We start from the raw sequence: 19,779 nt of genomic DNA on the forward strand, positions 1-19,779 counted from the left end.
GCCCGGGGTCAGTCCGGGGTGGGTTCGGTGCGCAGCTCGTGGGCGCCGTCGGGGCGGGTGACCTCGTAGTACAGGCGGCCCGGGACGGTGGTCAGGTAGCGCAGGCCGTGCGGCGGGTGGGGGGAGCCGCAGGGGGCGGCGGGCGCGGCGGTCAGCGGGCCGAACAGGCCGTCCGGGCCCAGGGCGCCGGTGGCGGTGCCGGTGCGCTCCTCCCAGTTCTCCCCGGCGGTGGCGCGGCCGTCGTACGTGGCGGTCAGCGTCCCCTCGTGGACCGAGACGGCGGAGAGGCGGACACCGCGGGCGTCCCAGTGGCCGGGCCGAGGGGCGAGGGCGACGCCCTGCCAGGCCCAGTCGACGCCGTCGGGGCTGGTGGCGTACCAGGTGGACATGCGGTCGGCGTGTTCGGGGGTTTCCAGGGGGTGGACGGAGGCCCAGAGGTGCCAGCGGAGGCCGTCGAAGTGCAGGACGGGGTCCTTGACGCCGATCTCGGCGGAGCCGGGCAGGACGGTCAGGGCGGGGGCGTCGCCGAGCTTCCCCGGCTCGTCGGCCTCCAGGAGGTCGACCCGCCAGTGCTTGGTGCCGGGGGTGGCGACGCTGACGTACAGGCGCCAGCGGCCCTCGGGGGTGACGACCAGGGCGGGGCGCTCCAAGGAGGCGCCGCCGAAGCGTTCCCTGGTGACCTCGGCGACCGTGGTGAAGTGCACGCCGTCCGACGAGCGGGCCACGACGTTCGCGTACCCGCGGCCCGAGCCGATCGGGCGGCGCAACCGGTACGCCAGGAACACCGACGAATCGAGCATGATCGCGCTCGGGCCGCCGGCCCAGTTGCCGGGCCCGCCGGCGGGTGGGGCGACGACGACGTCGGAACCTGTCAGGCGGGGCAGTGCGGGCAACGAAGGCTCCTAGCGGTAGTTGCTGGCGTGCTCGAGGCTCAGCCAGTCGGCGTACGACTCGCCGGAGACCTCCTGCAGCAGCTCGATCTCCTCGACGAACCGGGGCAGCAGCGCGGCACGCTGCTCGGCGGTGACCTTCGGCCGCCGGCCGTGCTGGCGGTGCAGGAGCGCGAGCAGCGGTGTGCTGAACGCCCGGCGCACCGGCACGGGGAACCGATGCCCGATCCTCCCACCGTTGCGCAGCAGGAGGCGCAGGCCGGCGTTGACCCGCGTGTCGGCGACGTACCGGCGCACGTTCTCCGGCGGGATCTGCGCCACGTGCCCGGTGCTGACGCCCAGGAACGCGCAGACCCGGTCGACGGTGGCCGCGGGGTCGTCGCGGAGGTCCTTGTAGCGCAGCAGCAGGAGCCGCTCACGAGGGAAGAAGCGCAGCAGGTGGCGCAGCTGGCTGCCGTACCGGCCGAGGGCCGTGTAGTGCCAGAAGTCCGCCCAGCCGGCCGCCTTCCTGGCCTCCTCCAGCTCGACCGCCCGCAGGAAGTCCGCCTCGGACTCCAGGCCGGCGCCCCACAGGTGGGACCAGTTGGAGTGGGCGCGGTCGACCGGGTCGCGGAGCACCAGGACGAGCTTCGCGTCCGGGACGAGCTTCGCGATGCGTTCGTGCGCCGCCAGGTCGTACAGGTAGAACGGCGTCGCCTCGCCCCGCAGCGCCCCTGCCGGTGCGGGGTCGAACAGCGCCTCGTAGTCCGCCCGGCGCCACACGTGCTCCTGGTAGGTCTGCCGGTCGCCGGGCCCGCCGGTCGTGGGTGGCGGGCCGTCGGACAGGAAGAACTTGGGCTCCTTGACCTCTGGGAGGAAGAGCTGCGGGTGTCGTACGAGTGCCGCGTGCAACGCCGAGGTGCCCGCCTTCGGCACCCCGGCGACCAGGAAGTCCGGCAACGCCATCACAGCCTCCTACCTATCTTGTCGATAGGAAAGATAGCCTAACTGCCACGGGCGGGGGACGACAACGGAGTCCGCCGATGGCATGCTGCGGTGATGAGCGTGGTCTCTGTCATCAACTACAAGGGCGGGGTCGGCAAGACCACACTGACGGCCAACATCGGCGCCGAGCTCGCCGCCCGCGGGCGCACGGTGCTGCTCATCGACCTCGATCCGCAGGCGAGCCTCACGTTCTCCTTCTACCGGCCCGCCGAGTTCGAGTCGCGGCCCACGATCCTGCCATGGTTCGCCGGTTACCTGGCCACCCGCGCCGCCGAGCCGCTGCACAAGTACGTGGTGAGCCCGCGCGAGATCAACGCCGTGGTGCAGCCCCTGGGTGGCCGGCTGGACCTGCTCGCCGGTGACCTCGGGCTCATCGAGGTCGACCTCGACCTAGCCGCGGCGCTCGGCGGTGCCCGCCTGCGGGCCGGCAGCCCCCGCTACCTGCCGGTGCACCGGCTGCTCGCCGACGCCCTCACCGACCACGCCTTCGACGGGTACGACTCGATCCTCATCGACTGCGCACCCAACTTCAACATGGTCACCCGCACCGCCATGGTCGCCAGCGACCACGTCGTGGTCCCGGCCCGTCCCGACTACCTGTCGACCCGCGGCATCGACTACCTGCGGGCCCGCATGTCCCGGCTGGTCGAGGAGTACAACGCCGCCGCGCCCCACCCGATCAACCCGGAGATCATCGGCGTCGTCTACACGATGGTCCAGTACACCGGCGCGGGCCCGCTCATCTCGCAGCGCACCTCGGTCAACGAGACCTCCCGCATCGAGATCCCCGTCTTCCGCCAGACCATCCGCGACAACAAGACGGCCGTCACCGACGCCGGCGAGCGCAGCCTCCCCGTCGTGCTCGCCCCGCCCGGCACCACCTCGATCGAGACCCTACGATACGAGTTCCAGCAGCTGACGAGCGAGTTCCTGGCGCGCACCCGGATCTGAGGAGCCTTCCGCGATGACCGACCCCGCCGACCTCGCCCACGACGTCCTGCTCAAGGTCGCGGCGTTCGTGAAGTCCCTGCCGGCCGCGCAGCTGGCGGACCTCGCCTCCGGCGCGGCGAAGCTCACCCTGGTGTCGAAGGCCGGCGCTCCCGCCACCGCGTCGAGGCCCCTGTCCCGCCCCGTCGCCGAGATCGAGACCATGCTGTCGGAGATCGGCACCCGCGCCGCGGCCGTGCAGTACCTCAACGACGAACGCCTCACGGTGGCCCAGCTCCGCGAACTGGCCAAGGTCCTCGGCGTCGCCCTCCCCGGCAAGTCCACGAAGTCCGACATCACCACGAGAATCGTGGACTCCGTCGTCGGCCGGCGCCTGGACGCCTCGGCCATCGACCGCCTGGCCGGCCGCTGACCATTCGCATCGGGCCGGTCGCCTCCTCGCGCCTGCCGGCGGACTCCGGCACGGAGCGGTGAGCGACGCCGGCTCGCTCCTCTGCGCGCTCCGACCGGGTGAGCGGGCCGGTCGCGGCCGGACCTGAGGACCTGAGGGCCGGTCGTGCCCGCCTGCGCCGCTGTCCGTCAGATGGGGGAGGACCGCGACAGGCGACCGACCGGAGGATGCCGATGGGCACCGTGTGCGTCACGCCGCGGCCGCCCGGCCCGCCGCGGTCGTCGGCATGACCGGAATCCTCCGGAGGGCGCTCAATGGCAGGCGTATGCATCAGTCATCGCGTGGCGCCGCTCGTCGTCGGGCGGCCCGGCCGCGAGCTCGGCGCCGGCCAGGTGTTCCGGAGGGGCGGGTCACCGCGGGCGGGATCGCCTGACGTCCGTAGGCGGCCGGCATCCGCAGGCCGTTCTGGCCGCCGTCACCTGAAGGTTGGAGACCGGTGATGTACCCGATGCCTCGACAGGACCCTCGACAGGGCCACCCGGCGCAGCCCCGCTCGCTGATCCTGAGCGAGCAGCCGGTCGCCAGGGTGCAGCTGCTCGCCAGGCCGATCCTCAGAGCCGGCGTGACCGCGGTGTACTCGACCCAGGAAGGCAAGCTGGAGGACCTCGGCCGGCTGCTGACCTTCGGCGAGGCGATGTCCGGCCGGTACAAGACCATGTACGAGGTCGACATCTCCCACCACGAGTGCACCGTCTCCACCGGGCGGGACCCGCTGCCGGCGAAGAGCGACAGCTCCTTCTTCGCGGCGAAGGTCGACATCGGCTGGCAGGTCACCGACCCGGTCAAGGTCGTGCGCGAGGGGGTCCGCGACGGCGAGCAGGTCGTCGTCCGGCGCGTCATGGACGCCATGCGCAAGGTCGGCAGAAAGTACGAGATCACCGACTGCGACCAGGTCGAACAGGAGATCAACGAACTCTACGACCCGCCGGTCCGCATCTTCGGCTACGGCCTGACGATCGACCACGTCTCCGCGCACGTCACGCGCGACGACGCCGCCCGCGGGCATGCCCTCGACGCCGCGCCCCTCCAGCCGGAGCAGGAGCTGGAGCGCGAGCGCATGCGCGCGGTGGCTGCCGGGGTGCGGGGGGAGTTCGGGTCGCTCGCCGCCCACCTGCGGCACCACCCCGACCAGACTCTCCAGGTGCTGCGGCTGATGCACGCCCGGCAGCAGGAGCTCGAGCAGCGGCAGGACGCGGTGTTCCGCAGCTCCGACGAGATGTTCCGCAGGATGCTCGACGCCGGCCTGATCCAGAACATGGACATCGAGGAGATCCGCGACCAGCTGCTCCGCAACACCCGGAACATGGCGACCGGCGGGCCGCCGCCGGTGAACGCGAGGCTCAGCGGGCCGGTCGCCGGTCCGCCGGCCGCCGCCCCGGACGCGCCGTCCGGTCCGCACCAGGCCGCCCCGCCGGCCGCGCCGCGCTCGACACCGCAATCGCCACCCGAGCCTCGGAACGCGACCGCGGCGCCCGGCCCGCATCAGGCCGCCCCGCCGGCCGACCCGCCGGCCGACCCGACCGGTGTCGCCGGTTGGCGGAAGCGCAGGCCGGCCCAGTCCGGGCCGACCAGCAACTGACCGCCGTCCCTACCCGGTGTTCGTGCCCATCGCGGTGGGCACCCTGGCGAACGAGAAGAGATCGATGTCCATGCAGATATTGACGCGGCTGCGCCACGGCATCTCGAGCGTGCTGCGCGGCCAGGGAACCGCCACCGGCGCCACCGGTGCCTCAGAACCGGACGACCGGGACACCGCGCGTCAGGACGGCACACGCCAGGACGGCACGCGCCGGGACATGCACCAGGGCGAAGCCCGCCGGGGGTGGCGGGAGCACGCCCGCTCGGCCCAGCGCGGCGGCCGGGAGCGCGCCGGCGGCCGCGTCACGGGCCCGGACGGCGCCGACGACGGCCCGCCGGCGCCGGTCCCGCCGCCGATCGACCGGGAGTTCGAGCGCCGGTACCCGTCGCCGGGCCACGACCACAGGGACGGCCGGCCGCCCGCGGAGCGCGGCAGGAACGGCACCGACCAGGCGCCGCCCCCGCCACGTCAGGGCCGGCCCGAACCGGTGCAGGATCCCCACGCCGGCAGCCCCGCGCACAGCGACCTGGTGCCGGCGCACGCCGTGCCGCCCCGGTTCGCCCCCGTGTCACGGGCCTCGCAGATGGCGTGGCTGCTGCCGCAGGAGCCGGCGTCGCCGCCCGGCGTCGCGGCCGACCAGGCGCGCGTGGGCGACCTGCGGATCCGCGCGGCGTCCGTGGTCGGCGCGGGACACCGGTGCGAACGCCCCGCGAAGCCGAGGCAGGACGCCTACCGGGTCGCCCAGGACGCCACCGGCGACCACCTCATCATCGCGGTCGCCGACGGCATGTCGGACAGCTCGCGCGCGGAGCTCGGGGCGTCGGTCGCGGTCGGCACCGCCGTCGGGCTGCTGCGCCGGGAGCTGGACCAGGGGGTGCCGCCCGACCGCCTGTCGGTCGAGCGGATCTTCGCCGAGGTCGCCGGCAACATCGCCGCGGCCGCCCGCGAGCGGGGACTCGACCCCGCACACGTCCGGACCACCCTCGCCCTGGCCGTGCTGCCGACGCGCTCCACCGGCGTACGGCGCATCGCCTGGGCCGGGCAGCTGGCCGACACCCACCTGTGGATGCTGCGGCGGCAGCGCTGGCAGTGCCTGACCGGCGAGGCGAAGGAACAGTTCGACGGCAGCGTGCTCAGCGCGTTCCTGCCGCACTACCCGCAGGCCGCCCGGGCGATCCTGTTCGACCTGAACGAGGCGGTGGCGGTCGCGCTGCTCTCCGACGGCGTCGCCGACGCGTTCAGCCAGGTCGACGGCGCCGAGCACTGGTTCGCCGACCGGTGGCGGGATCCGCCGCCGCTCGCGTCGTTCATGCTCGACGTCGACTTCCAGGCCAAGGGCCTGCTCGACGACCGCACCGCGGTGGTGGTCTGGCCGCACGCGCCCGGCGGCCCGGAAGCGGCACGGCCATGAGCGTGATGCACCTGCCGGCCGTGGTGCAGATCCCCGTGCTCGGCAGGTTCGACGGCCCGCCCCAGTTCCAGGGCGGCGGGCAGAGCGAGGGCGTCTGGCGCATCCCGGCGCGCCCGGGGCTGCTGTTCAAGCGGTACACCTGGGACGCGGCGGCGGCCCTGGACATCGCGGCCATGGACCGCCTGATCGCCCAGCCCGCGGCCCTGCCGGACGCCACGGACCGCACGCTCGTGGCGCAGTCGACCGCCTGGCCGGTCAGCCGGGTCACCGACGGCGACCGCACCGTCGGCGTCGTCATGCCGGAGGCCCCCGACGACCTGCTGGTCTCCTGGAAGTCGACGAACTCCAAGACGGCGTCGATCCGGCGCGAGCGGCTCCCGATCGACTGGCTCGCCAAGCCGAACGACTACCTCGTCAAGCGCGGGGTGCCGGAGCAGTCCGCGCCCGACCGGACCCAGTTCTGCGTCATGCTGGCCCAGCTCGCCGGGCTCTTCGAGCGCTGCGGCATCGTCTACGCGGACTGGTCCTACGCCAACGCGTTCTGGCACCCCACCAGGCACACCGTGTACCTCATCGACATCGACGGCAGCTCCTACGGGCCGCGCCCGCACGTCAACACGGCCAACTTCGAGGACCCGCTCACACCGATGCCGCAGCAGGTCGACACGTACGTCGACCGGTACCGGGTCGCGCTGCTGATCGCCCGGGTGCTCACCGCGAAGCGCGAGGTGCCCGAGGTCACGGCCGCGCTCTCCGGCTCGGGTGGCGACGTCCCGGACACCCTGCTGCGGATGCTGACGGCCCCGACCAGGCAGGGCCGGCCGAGCCTCCGGCAGCTCCTGCAGGCGTTCGGCACGGTCGACCCGTCCGGCGTCATCGACTGGCGGCCACGGCAGCGGACGGGCCCGCCCACCCGAGCCGGTGCGCCGGTCACCCCCACCCAGACGATCCAGCCGGGCCCGCCCACCCTGACCAGTGGGCCCGTCACCGCCACCGGCCGGGCGACGGTCACGGGCTCGATCCGGCCAATGCCCACGCAGCCGCGGCGGACGCCCGCTGGCAGCCAGGGCACCCAGGGCACCCGGGCCACCCCTTCGATCGTGCCCGGACCGGCCGGAAGGAACCCGGCGCGCACCTCGCCGACCCGGCCGGCCGGCGGCACTGGGAACATCCGCCGGCCGCCGCCGCGGGTCAGCGCCAGGGCGACGCGTTCGTCGTCCGCCGGCGGGAACCCGGTCCTGGGGTTCATCGCGATCGCCATCCTCATCGCCATCGCGGTGGCGCTGTTCTGCGGCGGTTACGCCCTGCTGTCGTCGCTCTGAGCGCGTGCGTGCCAGCCGTCCGTCAGTACACGAGCGAGCCGGGTGACCGTGGTACGTCCGACAACCGAAGGGATCGAGCGCCGTGAACGCGCCAGCACTGAAGTCGAAGTGCCTGCCGACCTATCTGGTCATCGACACCTCGTCATCGATGAAATCGCACGAGAGTCTGCTCAACGACACGGTCGACCACGTGTTCGACGTGGTCGGCAACAGCCCGCGCGTCGCCGAGTTCGCACACGTCTCCATCATCACCTTCAACACGGACGCGCACGTCGTGCTGGAGCTGTCGGACATCGAGACGGTCGAGAACCTGCCCACCATCACGTGCCAGGGCACGACCAACTACGGCAAGATGTTCCAGCTGGTCAAGCAGCGCATCGACGCTGACATCAGCGGGCTGACGCACGACGGCCGCCGCGCCGTGCTCCGGCCGGCGGTGTTCATCCTCACCGACGGCGAGCCGATGGACAAGGACTGGGCCACCCAGTTCAACGCGCTCACCGACGCCTCGTGGCGCCGCAGGCCGCACATCATCTCCTACGGCTTCGGCACCGCCAACGCGACGGTGCTCGGGAAGATCGCCACGAAGGCCGCCTACCTCGCCACCGACGTGGACAAGGAGAAGGAGGCGATCGTCTCGATGCTCACCAGCCTGCTCAACACCCTCGTGGCCTCGGCGAGCGCCCAGGAGTTCCGCATCCCGGACGACGTCCCCGGGTACACGCGCGTGCCGATCGAGTTCGTCGACTGACCGAGGGCACGAGCGGCACGGCACGCGGCGGCGCCCCGCTGCGGGCTGCCTACACTGCACCGTGTGAGCGACCTGGTCCTGATTCTGCGGTACCGCAAGGCGGTGACCTACGGGTTCCACACGCTGCTGGCGGCGCTCGAAGAGCACGTCACGCAGACGCGGTACGAGGTGGTGTTCGCGGAGTCGGCGCGGGCCACCATCGAGGCGATCAACGACCGGCCGGGGCGCAAGCTGGTGCTGTGGTCGTTCTACTCGCCGGACGCCGCCGCCCTCGCCGAGGAGCTGGCGACGATCAAGGAGCAGGCGCCCGGGGCGGTGCACGTCGCCGGCGGGGTGCACGCGACCGCGGAGCCCGTGCAGACGCTCGACGCCGGGTGGGACGTCGCGGCGGTGGGGGAGGGGGAGCGGACGTTCCTCGACCTCGTCGACAGCGGCGGCGAGCCGGAGGGCATCGCGGGGCTGGTCCACCGGGACGGCACCGGCGCGGTGCGGCGCAACGGGAAGGCGCACAAGGAGCCGCTGGGGACCTATCGGGCGTTCCCCCTGTCGTACAAGCGGATGAACCCGATCGAGATCACCAGGGGCTGCATCTACGCCTGCCGGTTCTGCCAGACGCCGTTCATGTTCTCGGCGCGGTTCCGGCACCGCAGCGTGGAGAACGTGCGGTGGCACGTGGACCGGATGCGGGAGCTCGGGAAGCGGGACGTGCGGTTCATCACGCCGACGTCGCTGTCCTACGGGACCGACGGGGAGGAGCCGGACCTCGCGGCGGTGGAGGAGCTCCTCGCGAGCTGCAAGGAAGGGATCGGCCCGGACGGGCGGGTGTTCTTCGGGTCGTTCCCGAGCGAGATCCGGCCCGAGCACATGACCGTCGAGGCGTTGCGGCTCGTCAAGCGGTACTGCGCCAACGACAACCTCATCGTCGGGGCGCAGTCGGGGTCGGAGCGCGTCCTGGCGGCCGCGAAACGGGGGCACGACGTCGAGTCGGTGCGGCGGGCGGTGCGGATCGGCATCGCCGAAGGGTTCCGGATCAACGTCGACATGATCTTCGGCATGCCGGGGGAGGACCCGGCGGACGCGGAGGCGTCGCTGCGGCTGGCGCAGGAGCTGGCGGGGCTCGGCGCCAGGATCCACTCGCACGTGTTCATGCCGCTGCCGGGCACGCCGTGGCGGGACGCGCCGCCCGGGGACGTCGACCCCGAGACGATCCGCGCCGTGTCGCGGCTCGCGCAGCAGGGGGCGCTGTACGGGCACTGGCAGAAGCAGCGCGAGCACGCCACCCGGCTCGCCGCCGCGGCGGTCGAGTACCCGCGCCCCGGCCGCAGCCGCACCCTGCTCCCGCTCGCGGAGGAGCCCCGCGGGTGAGCCCGGCCAGGACCGGGGCACCCCGGTTGTCGGCGGGCCACCGACGGCACCGCGGGCGCCTGACACGACGCGGCGCTGTGGCTGACCGCCGCCGCGAGCGATGCGGCGACGGTCAGCCGGTGGAGCGGCGGCTAGCGCAGGCGGCGGCGACGGATCGTCACCAGCAGCGCCGCGCCGGCCACGATCAGGCCGAAGCCGGTGTAGAGCAGGGGCATCAGGTTCGAGCCCGTGCGTCCGAGCTGGTCCTCGGCTTTCGGTGTCGTCGCCGGTACCGGTGAGGCCGGCGTACCGGAGGGCGTCGCCGGCGGGGTCGTCGCCGGCGCGGTCGGGGTGGCGCTCCCCGGCGGCTCGGACGGGCCGCCGAGCGGCACGGTCACCACGCCGGGGGCGGCCGTCACCGTCTGGGTTGCCGTGGCGACCGTCTCGTGGCCCTCGCCGTCCTTGACGCGCACGGTCACCTTGTAGGAGCCCGCCTTCGCGTACGTGTGCGTCAGCTGCCCGGTCGTGGTCGTCTCGTCGGCGGTGCCGTCGCCGTCGACGTCCCACTCGTAGGTGAGACCGGCGGCGGCGTTCGCGTCGGTCGCGGTCATCGTCGTGGGGACCCCGGCGAACGCGGCCGGCACGCCCAGCGTGACGACCGGCGCGGACGTGGCGTCGGCGAGCGACTCGAGGATCTTCGCGGCGACGTCGGCCGGGTCGCCGATCGGGGCGACCTCTCCGCCGGTCTCCGTGGCGATCGCGCTCAGCTGGGCCTGCAGGGTGGTGTCGGCGGCCAGCCCGTACAGGCGGATCGGCCCGGTCGACGACGGCGCCAGCTTGGCGGAGGCGAAGCTGCCCGCGGCGTTGAACGCCTTGACGACGTCGTCCTTCGTGTAGCCGGTGACCGCCTCCGGGTCGTGGGCGGGGGCGTCGCCGATGACGATGACGACCCGGCGGGCGGTGGGCCGCCACGCGACCCCCGCGGCGGTGATCATGCCGGAGTAGACGGCCTCGGGGGTGTCGCCACCGCCGGCCGCGATGAGCTTGTCCAGGCCCGACCGGAAGGCGGTGGCGTCGCCGGTGAGCGGCGTGACGACCCGCGCCACGAACTCGTCGCCGTGGTCGCGGTACTCGGCGAGCCCCACCTGGAAGCTGGAGGACGACGTGCGCAGCTTGTCCGCGATGCTCGCCGCGGAGCTGCGGGCGTTGGTGATGTACGGCGTCATCGAGCCGGTCGTGTCGATCGCGAACACCACGTCGAGGGCGACCTTCTCCGTCGCCGGCGGCGGGTTGTTCCGCGCCGTGCGGTACATGTCGACGATGACGGTGGCGAGGGTCCTGCGCTCCGCGGCGGCCACGCCGTAGTTGGTGTGCTCGTCGGAGTTCCACAGCAGCCGCGCGTCGCAGACCGGGTCGTGGACGTGGCAGAAGCTGTACGTGGCGAACTTCCGCCCGGCGAGCTGGTCGGGCAGCAGCGCGTCGACGTCGCCGCCCATGGTCCGGTACGCGGCGAGCAGCGAACCGCCGCCGCCGGTCGCGCCGGTGCCCTTCGCGTAGCCGGCGCCCGGGTGCAGCTCCGGGTCGCCGATGAGGAACGTGCCGGCGATCCACGAGTCGGGCGTGTACTTCAGCGCGATCCGGGCCGCGGTCGCGCCCTGGGAGTAGCCCAGCAGCACGAACCGGCGGCCGGGGCAGGCACGGCGCGACTCGACCATGTGCTTCCAGGCGGCGGTGCCGCCCTTGCCGGCGGACTCGAGCATCTTCGCGGGCTCGGCCTTGAAGCTGAGCGGCGACAGGTTGAGGTAGTCCTCGAGCGGGATCGCCGGGTAGTCGGCGAGCGGCACGCCCCAGACGGGTGCGTGGTTGAGGTTGACGCCGTCGGACGTGGTCATCGTCCGGGCCTCGTCGACGATGCCCTTGAGCCGCGGGCCCATCCACTCGTGGGCTTCGCCGTCCTTGGTGTTCTGGTCCTCGCCGGATCCGCGGAACGCGATCACCTCGACGAGGTCGTCGCAGACTGGGGCGTGCGCGGCGGCCGGCGCCGCGCCCACCGGGGCGACGGCAGGCAGGACGGCGGCGAGCGCCGCGCAGAGTAAGACGGCGGGTTTCAACGGTAAGTGCATCTGCGGGCACTCCTCTGACGGGTCGAGACCGGGTGCGCGTGACATCGGCGCTACCTTCGGTGAACCCGGACGAGCCTATTGAGCGTGCCCGCTGCGGACATCGGTCGTCACGGTGCGTGCGAGCCTGTTCCGGCGCAGATCCGTCACCGGGTCGGGCAGACCTGGTGTCGTTCTCCCGATCGGCCCGTGTCGCCGGCACGGCGCGGCTCGTTGATGCACGGCAGTGGCCAGCGACTGGTCACCGCGGCGCGGTGACCGGAGACCGGTAACACAACGGCCGGGCGGCCGGTCAGCTCGCCGGTGTGGTGACGGCGGCGACGAGTGCGGAGCGTGGCGAGCGGGTGCCGAGGAGGTCCCTGGAGTACACGGCGAACGTGTGCTCGGTCGAGCCGCGCAGCCCGCGCAGTGTCACCGTCGACCGGTTGGTCGTGAGGACGCGGGTCTCCGCGGCGCCGTCGACCGCCACCACCTGGTAGATCGCGTAGCGCCGGGGCTTCCAGGACAGCACGACCTGCGAGCTGGTCACGTCCAGGACCCGCACCTGCTGCGGTGCCCGGGGCTGGGAGGCGGCGCCGCTGTTGCGGTAGACGGTGGCCTCGCGGGTGCCGGTGGTCAGCCCGTTGGGGCCGGAGATGAAGCGGCGGCCCCAGGCGGTGAGCTTCCCGGCGTCGAAGTCGTCGACCAGGTCGAGGTAGCTGTACTGCTTGTCGTTGCCGCTCCACGACCAGCCGAAGTAGCCGAGCTCGCGGGCCTCCGCGAAGGCCATGATCGCGTCCTCGTCGGGGTCGCCCCACTGGTGCTCGCCGGAGAACTCGCCGATGAGGATCGGCAGGCGGCGCTCGGTGAACGAGCTCAGGTAGGAGTTGACCTTCCCGGCGGTGCCGAACTCGCCGTACATGTGGATGTCGAACAGCGTGTTGCCCTGCGGGTCGGCGTCGCGGACCTTCTCCGCGTTGTCGCGCATCACGAACGACTCGTCCTGGCCCCAGCCGGGCGCGTCGACCATGAGCGCGTTGCGGTAGCCGGCGGCGCGCAGCGCCCGGATCGCGTCGGAGGTCTGCTGCACCCAGGGCATCGTCGTGCCGTTGCCGAACGGCTCGTTGGCGATGTTGACGATGATGTGGTCCTCCGAGCCGGCGAGGGCCTCGCGGACGTCGAGCCAGAACTGGACGGCCTGCGCCATCGTCGCGGCCTTCCGGTCCTGGCCGAAGCCGGTCGTGTCGTGCGCGTCGAGGATGCAGATGAGCCGGTTCGCCTTGCACAGCCCGACGACCTTCGCGATGTCCTCGGTGCCGCTGCGCCGCCACTGGTGCCCGATGCCGAGCGGGAGCCGGACCGCGTTGGCGCCGGCGGCCTTGATCGCGGCGAACGAGCTGTTGCGGTCCGGGTACCACATGAAGTCGTGGTTGACGCCGCGCAGCACGAGGTCGCTGCCGCTGGCCTCGACGAGCCGCCCGTCGCGCACGTGGATCCCGGTGCGCGGGGCGGCCTCGGCCTCGGCATGGGCGGCCCGGGCGGGTGTCAGCAGGGCACCGGCGAGCACGGCGAGCACGACCAGGCTTCTCACGAGGCGAACCGCTACCCGGGCGGGTCCGGGTCACACCCGCGGGCAGGGTGACGCCGCCGGACGAACCCTGCCCGGGGTCGCGCGGTCAGAGCTTGTCGAGGGCCGCGCGGAGGCGGGCGAGGGTGCGGTCGCGGCCGAGGACCTCGAGGGACTCGAAGAGCGGCAGCCCCACCGACCGGCCGGTGACCGCGACCCGGATCGGCGCCTGGGCCTTGCCGAGCTTCAGCCCCCGCTCGGCGCCGACCGCCTCCAGGGTCGACTTCAGCGACTCCGCGTCCCACGCCGCCGTCCCGAACGCCGCGATCGCCGCGCCGAGCAGGTCGGCCGCGCCGTCCTTCATCGCCTTCGCCCAGGCGGCCTCGTCGACGGCCGGCTCCGGCAGGAACGCGAAGTCGACGTTCTGCACGATCTCGGCGAGCAGCGCGATGCGGGTCTGCGCGTGCGGGGCGAGCGCGTCGAAGACCTTCGGGTCGTAGTCGGCCGGGTCCCACGGGGGAGCGGCGACCGGGGTGCCGCCGGGCGCGACCGGCGTGCCGGTCAGCCACGGCCGGCAGGCGTCGGTGAACTCCTGCGGCGTCAGGGCGCGGATGTACTCCCCGTTGAACGCGCGGAGCTTCTTCTCGTCGAAGAACGCCGGCGACGGGTTGACCTCCTCCAGGCGGAACTCGTCCTCGATCACGGACCACGGCACGATCTCGCGGTCGTTGGACGGCGCCCAGCCGAGCAGCATCAGGTAGTTGCGCATCGCGTCGGCGAGGTAGCCCTCGTCGCGGTACTGCTCCAGGGCCACCTTGTCGCGGCGCTTCGACAGCTTCTGGCGCTTCTCGTTGACCACCACCGGCACGTGCGCCCACACCGGCGGGGTCTTGCCCAGCGCCGCCCACAGCAGCTGCTGCTTCGGCGTGTTGGGCAGGTGCTCCTCGGCGCGGATGACGTGGGTGATGCCCATGGTCATGTCGTCGACGACGTTGGCGAGCAGGAACACCGCGGAGCCGTCGGCGCGGGCGATGACGAAGTCCTCGATGAGCTTGTTGTCGAACGTGGGCTCGCCGCGGACCAGGTCGACCACGACGGTCGAGCCCTCGTCAGGGGTGCGGAAGCGCAGCGCGCGGCCCTCGCCGGGGCCGAGGGACCGGTCGCGGCAGAACCCGTCGTAGCCGCGGAACTGCGGGCCGGACCGCTCCTGGATCTGCTCCCGGGTGCAGTCGCAGTAATACGCCTTCCCGGCGGTGTAGAGCTCGTGCGCGGCGGCGGTGTGCTGCTCCGCGTACGACGACTGGAAATACGGCCCCTCGTAGGTGTCGCGGGCGATGCCGATCCACGCGAGGGCGTTGAGGATGCCCTCGGTCCACTCAGGCCGGTTGCGGGCCGCGTCGGTGTCCTCGATCCGCAGCACGAACACCCCGCCCTGCTGCTTGGCATAGATCCAGTTCTGCAGGGCCGAACGGGCACCGCCGACATGGAACATCCCGGTGGGGGAGGGGGCGAAACGCACGCGAACCGTCACACCCCCAGCCTAGTGGCTGGCATTTTCGAGGTCATCCGGGATTGCGATGCCCTGCTCCAGCGCATCCTCACGGGCCGCTTCCAGCAGCCGGGCCAGGACGGTCTCCAGCATGAGCAGCGTGTCGTCGTCGACGCGGCTCAGCAGTCGCTGCTGGGCGCGGGCGCCGCTGTCCATGATCTCGACCAGGAGCTCCTGCCCGGCGGCCGACAGGTGGAGCCGGCGGATCCGGCGGTCGTGCGGGTCCTCGGCCCTGGTGACGTAGCCGTGCGTCACGAGGCGGTCGACGATCCCGGACAGGGTGGCCAACGTCACGCCGAGGTGCCGGGTCAGCTCCTGCGAGGCGATCCCATCGTGTCGGGCCAGCAGAATAAGCACCTTGAGCTGCTGCATCGTGAGGTTTACTGAGAACAGCCGGTTGGTCCGGTCGTACGCGAACAGGGTGCGCAGACGCTGCTCGGCCGTCATCACGCGCAGCAGCAGCGCTTCCCTGTGAGTCTTCACAGGGAAGTTGTACCCCCTGTAACCATTTTGTGCGAGGCGAACGGTTAGCATCACACGAACTAACGTCTGTCTTAGCCGATCGGAAGAAGACTCCAGACATGTCGTTCCTCGCCCGGCTCAGTTTGGCGAACCGGGGGCTGGTCGCGATCATCGCGATCGTCGTCCTGGGCTTCGGCGCCATTGCCATCCCTTCGTTGAAACAGCAGCTCATCCCGTCGATCGACTTCCCCGCCGCGTTCGTGCTGGCGCCCTACCCGGGCGTGTCGCCGGACATCGTGGAGGAGCAGGTCACCCAGCCCATCGAGAACGCGCTCCAGGGCGTGCCGGGGCTGACCGACATCACCTCCACCACGCGTGAGGGGGTCGCGACGGTCCAGGTGTCGTTCGAGTTCGGCTCGTCCATCGACGACATCACCAACAAGATCCAGACCGCGATCAACCGGATCAAGTCGACGCTGCCGTCGACCGTCGACCCGCAGGTCATCGCCGGCTCGACCGACGACCTGCCGGCCGTGGTGCTCGCCGCCAGCAAGTCCGGCGACCAGGTCGCGTTCGCGCAGCAGCTCGACGCGATCGTCGTGCCCGCGCTGCAGGGGATCGAGGGCGTGCGCGCCGTCGAGGTCACCGGCGCCGGGAAGCAGGACGTCGAGATCACGCTGGACCCGGCGAAGGCGTTTCCGGCCGGGGTCAACTCCCAGACGGTGACCGCCGCGCTGAAGTCCAACGGCGTGTCGTTCCCCGCCGGCACCCTCACCGAGGGCGACCGCAGCCTCTCCGTGCAGGTCGGCGGTACCCTCGCGACCCTCGACGACCTGAAGAACCTCAACGTCACGCCGACGGCGAAGCTCGGTGACGTCGCCAAGGTCGAGCTGAAGACCGCCGAGACGACGTCGATCACCCGCACCAACGGCAAGCCCAGCCTCGGCATCGCGGTCACCGCCTCGCCCGACGGCAACGCGGTGAAGATCAGCCACGAGGTGCAGGACAAGCTCGACGGCCTCAAGAAGGAGCTCGGCGGCGACGTGGCGATCACGTCCGTCTTCGACCAGGCGCCGTTCGTGGAGAAGTCCATCAAGAGCCTCAGCACGGAGGGCGCCCTCGGCCTGCTCTTCGCCGTGCTGGTGATCCTGGTCTTCCTGTTCTCGCTGCGCTCGACGCTCGTCACCGCGGTGTCGATCCCGCTGTCGGTCGTCGTCGCCCTGATCGGCCTGTGGACCGGCGACTACTCGCTCAACCTGCTCACCCTCGGCGCGCTCACCATCGCCGTCGGCCGCGTCGTCGACGACTCCATCGTCGTGCTGGAGAACATCAAACGACATCTGGAGTACGGCGAGGAGAAACGCCACGCGATCCTCACCGGCGTCCGCGAGGTCACCAGCGCCGTCGTCGCCTCCACCCTGACCACGGTCGCGGTGTTCCTGCCGATCGGTCTCGTCGGCGGCTTCGCCGGGCAGCTGTTCCGCCCGTTCGCGATCACCATCACCGTGGCGCTGCTCGCGTCGCTGCTGGTCTCGCTGACCGTCGTGCCGGTCCTCGCGTACTGGTTCCTGCGCCCGCCGAAGCAGGTCGGCGCCCTGGAGCGGGAGGCGATCCTCGCCAAGGCCCTCGACAAGGAGGAGCGCAGCCGCCTCCAGCGGACCTACGTGCCGATCGTCAGCTGGGTCACCCGCAGCCGCGGCACCCGCTGGGCGACCGTCGGCTTCAGCCTCCTCGTGTTCGTCGCGACGCTCATCCTGGCCGGCCAGCTGAAGACCAACTTCATCGACCAGAGCGGCCAGACGGAGTTCTCCATCTCGCAGGAGCTGCCGGTCGGCTCCAGCCTCGCCGTCACCGACGCCGCCACGAAGAAGGTCGAGGACCTCCTCGGGGCCCGCTCCGACATCGAGTCCTACCAGGTCACCATCGGCGCCTCGGCCGGCTTCGGCTTCGCCGGCGCGCAGTCGGGCAACACGTCCAACTTCTCGGTCACCGCGAAGGAGAACGCCGACGTCGACAAGGTCATCGAGGAGCTGCGCAAGCAGGTCACCGACCAGAAGGCGTTCGGCACCGTGAAGATCGCCGCCGGTGGCGGTGGCGGCGGCTCCACCGACCAGCTCGAGGTCGTCGTCAAGGCCAACAACACCACGGACCTGGCCACCGCGGCGAAGGCCGCGCAGGAGGCGATGACCGGCACCCCGGGCATCGCGGACGTGGAGAGCAACCTCGCGGCCAGCAACCCGCGCATCGAGGTGCGGGTCAAGCGGGACGTCGCGGCGAAGTACGGGCTGTCCGACGCGGCCGTCGGCGGCATCGTCAGCGCCGCGTACCGCGGGCAGAACCTCGCCCAGCTCACCGTCGACGGCCAGGAGCGCGACCTGATCCTGCGCTCCGGCCCGGCCCCGGCCACGCTCGACGCGCTCAAGGCGCTCGCGATCCCCGTCCAGGGCGGCAAGACGCCGTTCGTCCGGTTGGACGAGATCGCGGACGTCAAGGAGGGCGCCGGCCCGGTCGCCATCACCCGCATCGACGGCAACCGCAGCGCCTCCGTCACCGGCCGGGCCGAGGGCTCCGACCTGGGCACGGTCTCCGCGGACCTGCAGAAGAAGATCGACACGCTGACCCTGCCGGCCGGCGCGACCGTCACCCTCGGCGGCGTCACCCAGGACCAGCAGGAGGCGTTCGCGCAGCTCGGCCTGGCCATGCTCGCCGCGATCGCGATCGTCTTCATCATCATGGTGGCGACGTTCCGCAGCATCGCGCAGCCGTTCATCCTGCTGGTGTCGATCCCGTTCGCGGCGACCGGGGCGATCCTGCTCCTGCTCATCACGGACACCCCGCTGGGGCTGCCCTCGATGATCGGCGTCCTGATGCTCATCGGCATCGTCGTCACCAACGCGATCGTGCTGATGGACCTCATCAACCAGTACCGGGAAAGCGGCATGCCCGTCCGGCAGGCGGTCATCGAGGGCGGCCGGCACCGGCTCCGCCCGATCCTGATGACGGCCGTCGCGACGATCTGCGCCCTGCTGCCCATGGCCGTCGGCCTCACCGGCGAGGGCGGGTTCATCTCCCAGCCCCTCGCGATCGTGGTCATCGGCGGCCTGGTCAGCTCGACCCTGCTGACGCTGGTGCTCGTGCCCACGCTGTACACCATGGTCGAAGGCGTGAAGGAGCGCCGCCGCCTCAAGCGTGAGGGCCGGCACGCCGCCACCACGTCCCCGTCGGAGACGGGCGGGCCGGCCGCGGTGGACGCCGAGGGCGAGGGCCGGCACCGCGTCGACCCGCTCGAGCCCGCACCGTCGCACTAGATCCGCACCGCACGACCGACCGGCCACCCGTCACCTCGACGGGTGGCCGGTCGCGTCTGTGCGCTCGACCGATCCGCAAGAGTTCGACGAACAGTAATGTCTGCCGTCGCGGCCCCACTCCCGGCAGGCGAGGACCCCCATGTCACTGGCGCTCAACCTGCTCGACGGCCCGGCGTTCAACGGCCTGACCATCGCGCTGACGGTCGCGAGCCTGGTCCTCGCCGTCATCTCGGCGCGCCTCGGGTATTCGGCGCTGCTACCGCCGAAGCGGCGGATCGCGGTCCGGTTCGGCACCCCCGCGGCGTTCCTCCGGGCCGGGTCGCTCACGGTCCAGCACGGCGGGACGCCGGTCGCCGACCCGTTCGTGGTGTGGGTCTCGGTCCGCAACACGGGCCGGCACGACATCCCCCGGGAGCAGTTCAGCGCCGGCAGCCCCATCACGCTGGACCTGACGGTGCCGGTGGTCGAGGTGGTGAACCTCGACCCGGCGTCGGCCGGCCTCGAAGCGACCGGCGGCGGCACGTCGGTGCGCGTCGCACCCGGGCTGCTGCGCCGCAGAGCCGCGGTCCAGCTGCAGGTGCTGACGGACGGCGAGCCCGCGCTCCACCGGCACAACCTCTCGTCGCCGCTGGTGGACACCGCGCTGGTCTGGGAAGCCGTCGAGGACATCCCGGAGCGCTCCGCCCGCGACGCCCGCCGGGCCATGCTGGCGGCGCTGACGGCCTGCGTCGTGGGGGTCATCGCCTCGGTGTCGCTCATCTCCGGGACGCGACCGCTCCAGGAGGAGACCCGCGAGCTCGCCGCGGCGACCGCCGAGCTGCGGCGGGAGCTCGACACGAAGCCCGAGCTGCGGGTCACGCCGAGCACCGCGGCGCGCGACTCGGACGTGCACGTCCACGTCTGGGGGCTGCGGCCGGGCGCGCACCTGCTCGTCCGGATCGGCGTGCTGACCGTGGAGCAGGGGCGCGCCGACGCGAACGGGGAGTTCGACGTGGTGGCGACGGTCAAGGACGGGCCTGCGGACCGTACCGTCGCCGTCGTCAACGTCGTCGCGCAGGAGTACGTGACGCACCGGGCCGCGATCGGGTCGCTCATCGTGGTCGGGTAGGGCGGC

Annotated in this window: 15 protein-coding genes; 9 read left to right on the plus strand and 6 right to left on the minus strand. The window is 72.2% G+C overall.

The features are described 5' to 3' along the window. Positions 1 to 8: 8 nt before the first annotated feature. Together ABD332_RS32485 and ABD332_RS32490 are read right to left on the minus strand one after the other, a co-directional pair. On the minus strand, positions 9 to 893 hold the full coding sequence (locus tag ABD332_RS32485; RefSeq protein WP_344506155.1) for a hypothetical protein: 885 nt from the start codon (positions 891 to 893) through the stop codon (positions 9 to 11). 9 nt (positions 894 to 902) lie between these two features. After that, positions 903 to 1,835: a sulfotransferase family protein gene (locus tag ABD332_RS32490; protein ID WP_344506156.1), complete on the minus strand. Its 933-nt coding sequence runs from the start codon at positions 1,833 to 1,835 to the stop codon at positions 903 to 905. A gap of 93 nt (positions 1,836 to 1,928) precedes the next feature. On the opposite strand from ABD332_RS32490, the gene ABD332_RS32495 reads away from it, so the two are divergent. The 7 genes from ABD332_RS32495 (at position 1,929) to ABD332_RS32525 (ending at position 9,701) form a co-directional block, all read left to right on the plus strand. After that, positions 1,929 to 2,825, plus strand: coding sequence for a ParA family protein (locus ABD332_RS32495; RefSeq protein ID WP_344506157.1), 897 nt, complete (start codon positions 1,929 to 1,931; stop codon positions 2,823 to 2,825). Positions 2,826 to 2,838: 13 nt separating this feature from the next. Then, positions 2,839 to 3,234 carry a hypothetical protein gene (locus ABD332_RS32500; protein WP_344506158.1) on the plus strand — a complete coding sequence of 132 codons (396 nt, stop codon included), beginning with the start codon at positions 2,839 to 2,841 and terminating at the stop codon, positions 3,232 to 3,234. 487 nt (positions 3,235 to 3,721) lie between these two features. After that, positions 3,722 to 4,852, plus strand: a complete 1,131-nt coding sequence (locus ABD332_RS32505; RefSeq protein WP_344506159.1) for an SPFH domain-containing protein — start codon at positions 3,722 to 3,724, stop codon at positions 4,850 to 4,852. 64 nt (positions 4,853 to 4,916) lie between these two features. Further along, the gene (locus tag ABD332_RS32510; protein WP_344506160.1) at positions 4,917 to 6,263 is read left to right on the plus strand and encodes a protein phosphatase 2C domain-containing protein; all 1,347 of its coding nucleotides are present in this window, start codon (positions 4,917 to 4,919) and stop codon (positions 6,261 to 6,263) included. Further along, on the plus strand, positions 6,260 to 7,585 hold the full coding sequence (locus ABD332_RS32515) for a hypothetical protein (RefSeq protein WP_344506161.1): 1,326 nt from the start codon (positions 6,260 to 6,262) through the stop codon (positions 7,583 to 7,585). Before ABD332_RS32510 ends, ABD332_RS32515 begins: the two co-directional genes overlap by 4 nt. An 82-nt stretch (positions 7,586 to 7,667) precedes the next feature. Continuing rightward, positions 7,668 to 8,336, plus strand: coding sequence for a vWA domain-containing protein (locus tag ABD332_RS32520; RefSeq protein WP_344506162.1), 669 nt, complete (start codon positions 7,668 to 7,670; stop codon positions 8,334 to 8,336). A 63-nt stretch (positions 8,337 to 8,399) separates the two neighbouring features. Further along, a complete protein-coding gene (locus tag ABD332_RS32525; protein ID WP_344506163.1) occupies positions 8,400 to 9,701 on the plus strand; it encodes a TIGR04013 family B12-binding domain/radical SAM domain-containing protein in 1,302 nt (433 codons plus the stop codon). 131 nt (positions 9,702 to 9,832) lie between these two features. Here the strand turns inward: ABD332_RS32525 and ABD332_RS32530 are convergent, their stop codons facing one another. The 4 genes from ABD332_RS32530 to ABD332_RS32545 all read right to left on the minus strand — a co-directional run bounded on the left by ABD332_RS32530 (position 9,833) and on the right by ABD332_RS32545 (position 15,378). Next, a complete protein-coding gene (locus ABD332_RS32530) occupies positions 9,833 to 11,803 on the minus strand; it encodes a cutinase family protein (RefSeq protein ID WP_344506164.1) in 1,971 nt (656 codons plus the stop codon). Between the two features lie 289 nt (positions 11,804 to 12,092). Beyond that, on the minus strand, positions 12,093 to 13,370 hold the full coding sequence (locus tag ABD332_RS32535) for a cellulase family glycosylhydrolase (RefSeq protein ID WP_344506165.1): 1,278 nt from the start codon (positions 13,368 to 13,370) through the stop codon (positions 12,093 to 12,095). Positions 13,371 to 13,455: 85 nt separating this feature from the next. Beyond that, entirely contained in the window at positions 13,456 to 14,877 is a 1,422-nt protein-coding gene (gltX, locus tag ABD332_RS32540) for a glutamate--tRNA ligase (RefSeq protein ID WP_344506166.1), read from the minus strand. Between the two features lie 9 nt (positions 14,878 to 14,886). After that, positions 14,887 to 15,378 (minus strand): MarR family winged helix-turn-helix transcriptional regulator, encoded by a 492-nt coding sequence (locus ABD332_RS32545; protein ID WP_344506167.1) that lies wholly within the window; start codon positions 15,376 to 15,378, stop codon positions 14,887 to 14,889. A gap of 98 nt (positions 15,379 to 15,476) precedes the next feature. On the opposite strand from ABD332_RS32545, the gene ABD332_RS32550 reads away from it, so the two are divergent. Together ABD332_RS32550 and ABD332_RS32555 are read left to right on the plus strand one after the other, a co-directional pair. Further along, positions 15,477 to 18,665 carry an efflux RND transporter permease subunit gene (locus ABD332_RS32550; RefSeq protein WP_344506168.1) on the plus strand — a complete coding sequence of 1,063 codons (3,189 nt, stop codon included), beginning with the start codon at positions 15,477 to 15,479 and terminating at the stop codon, positions 18,663 to 18,665. A gap of 139 nt (positions 18,666 to 18,804) precedes the next feature. Then, positions 18,805 to 19,773, plus strand: a complete 969-nt coding sequence (locus ABD332_RS32555; RefSeq protein WP_344506169.1) for a hypothetical protein — start codon at positions 18,805 to 18,807, stop codon at positions 19,771 to 19,773. The last annotated feature ends 6 nt before the right edge of the window (positions 19,774 to 19,779 follow it).

The sequence above is a fragment of the Dactylosporangium maewongense genome, assembly GCF_039531485.1.
Lineage (GTDB): Bacteria > Actinomycetota > Actinomycetes > Mycobacteriales > Micromonosporaceae > Dactylosporangium > Dactylosporangium maewongense.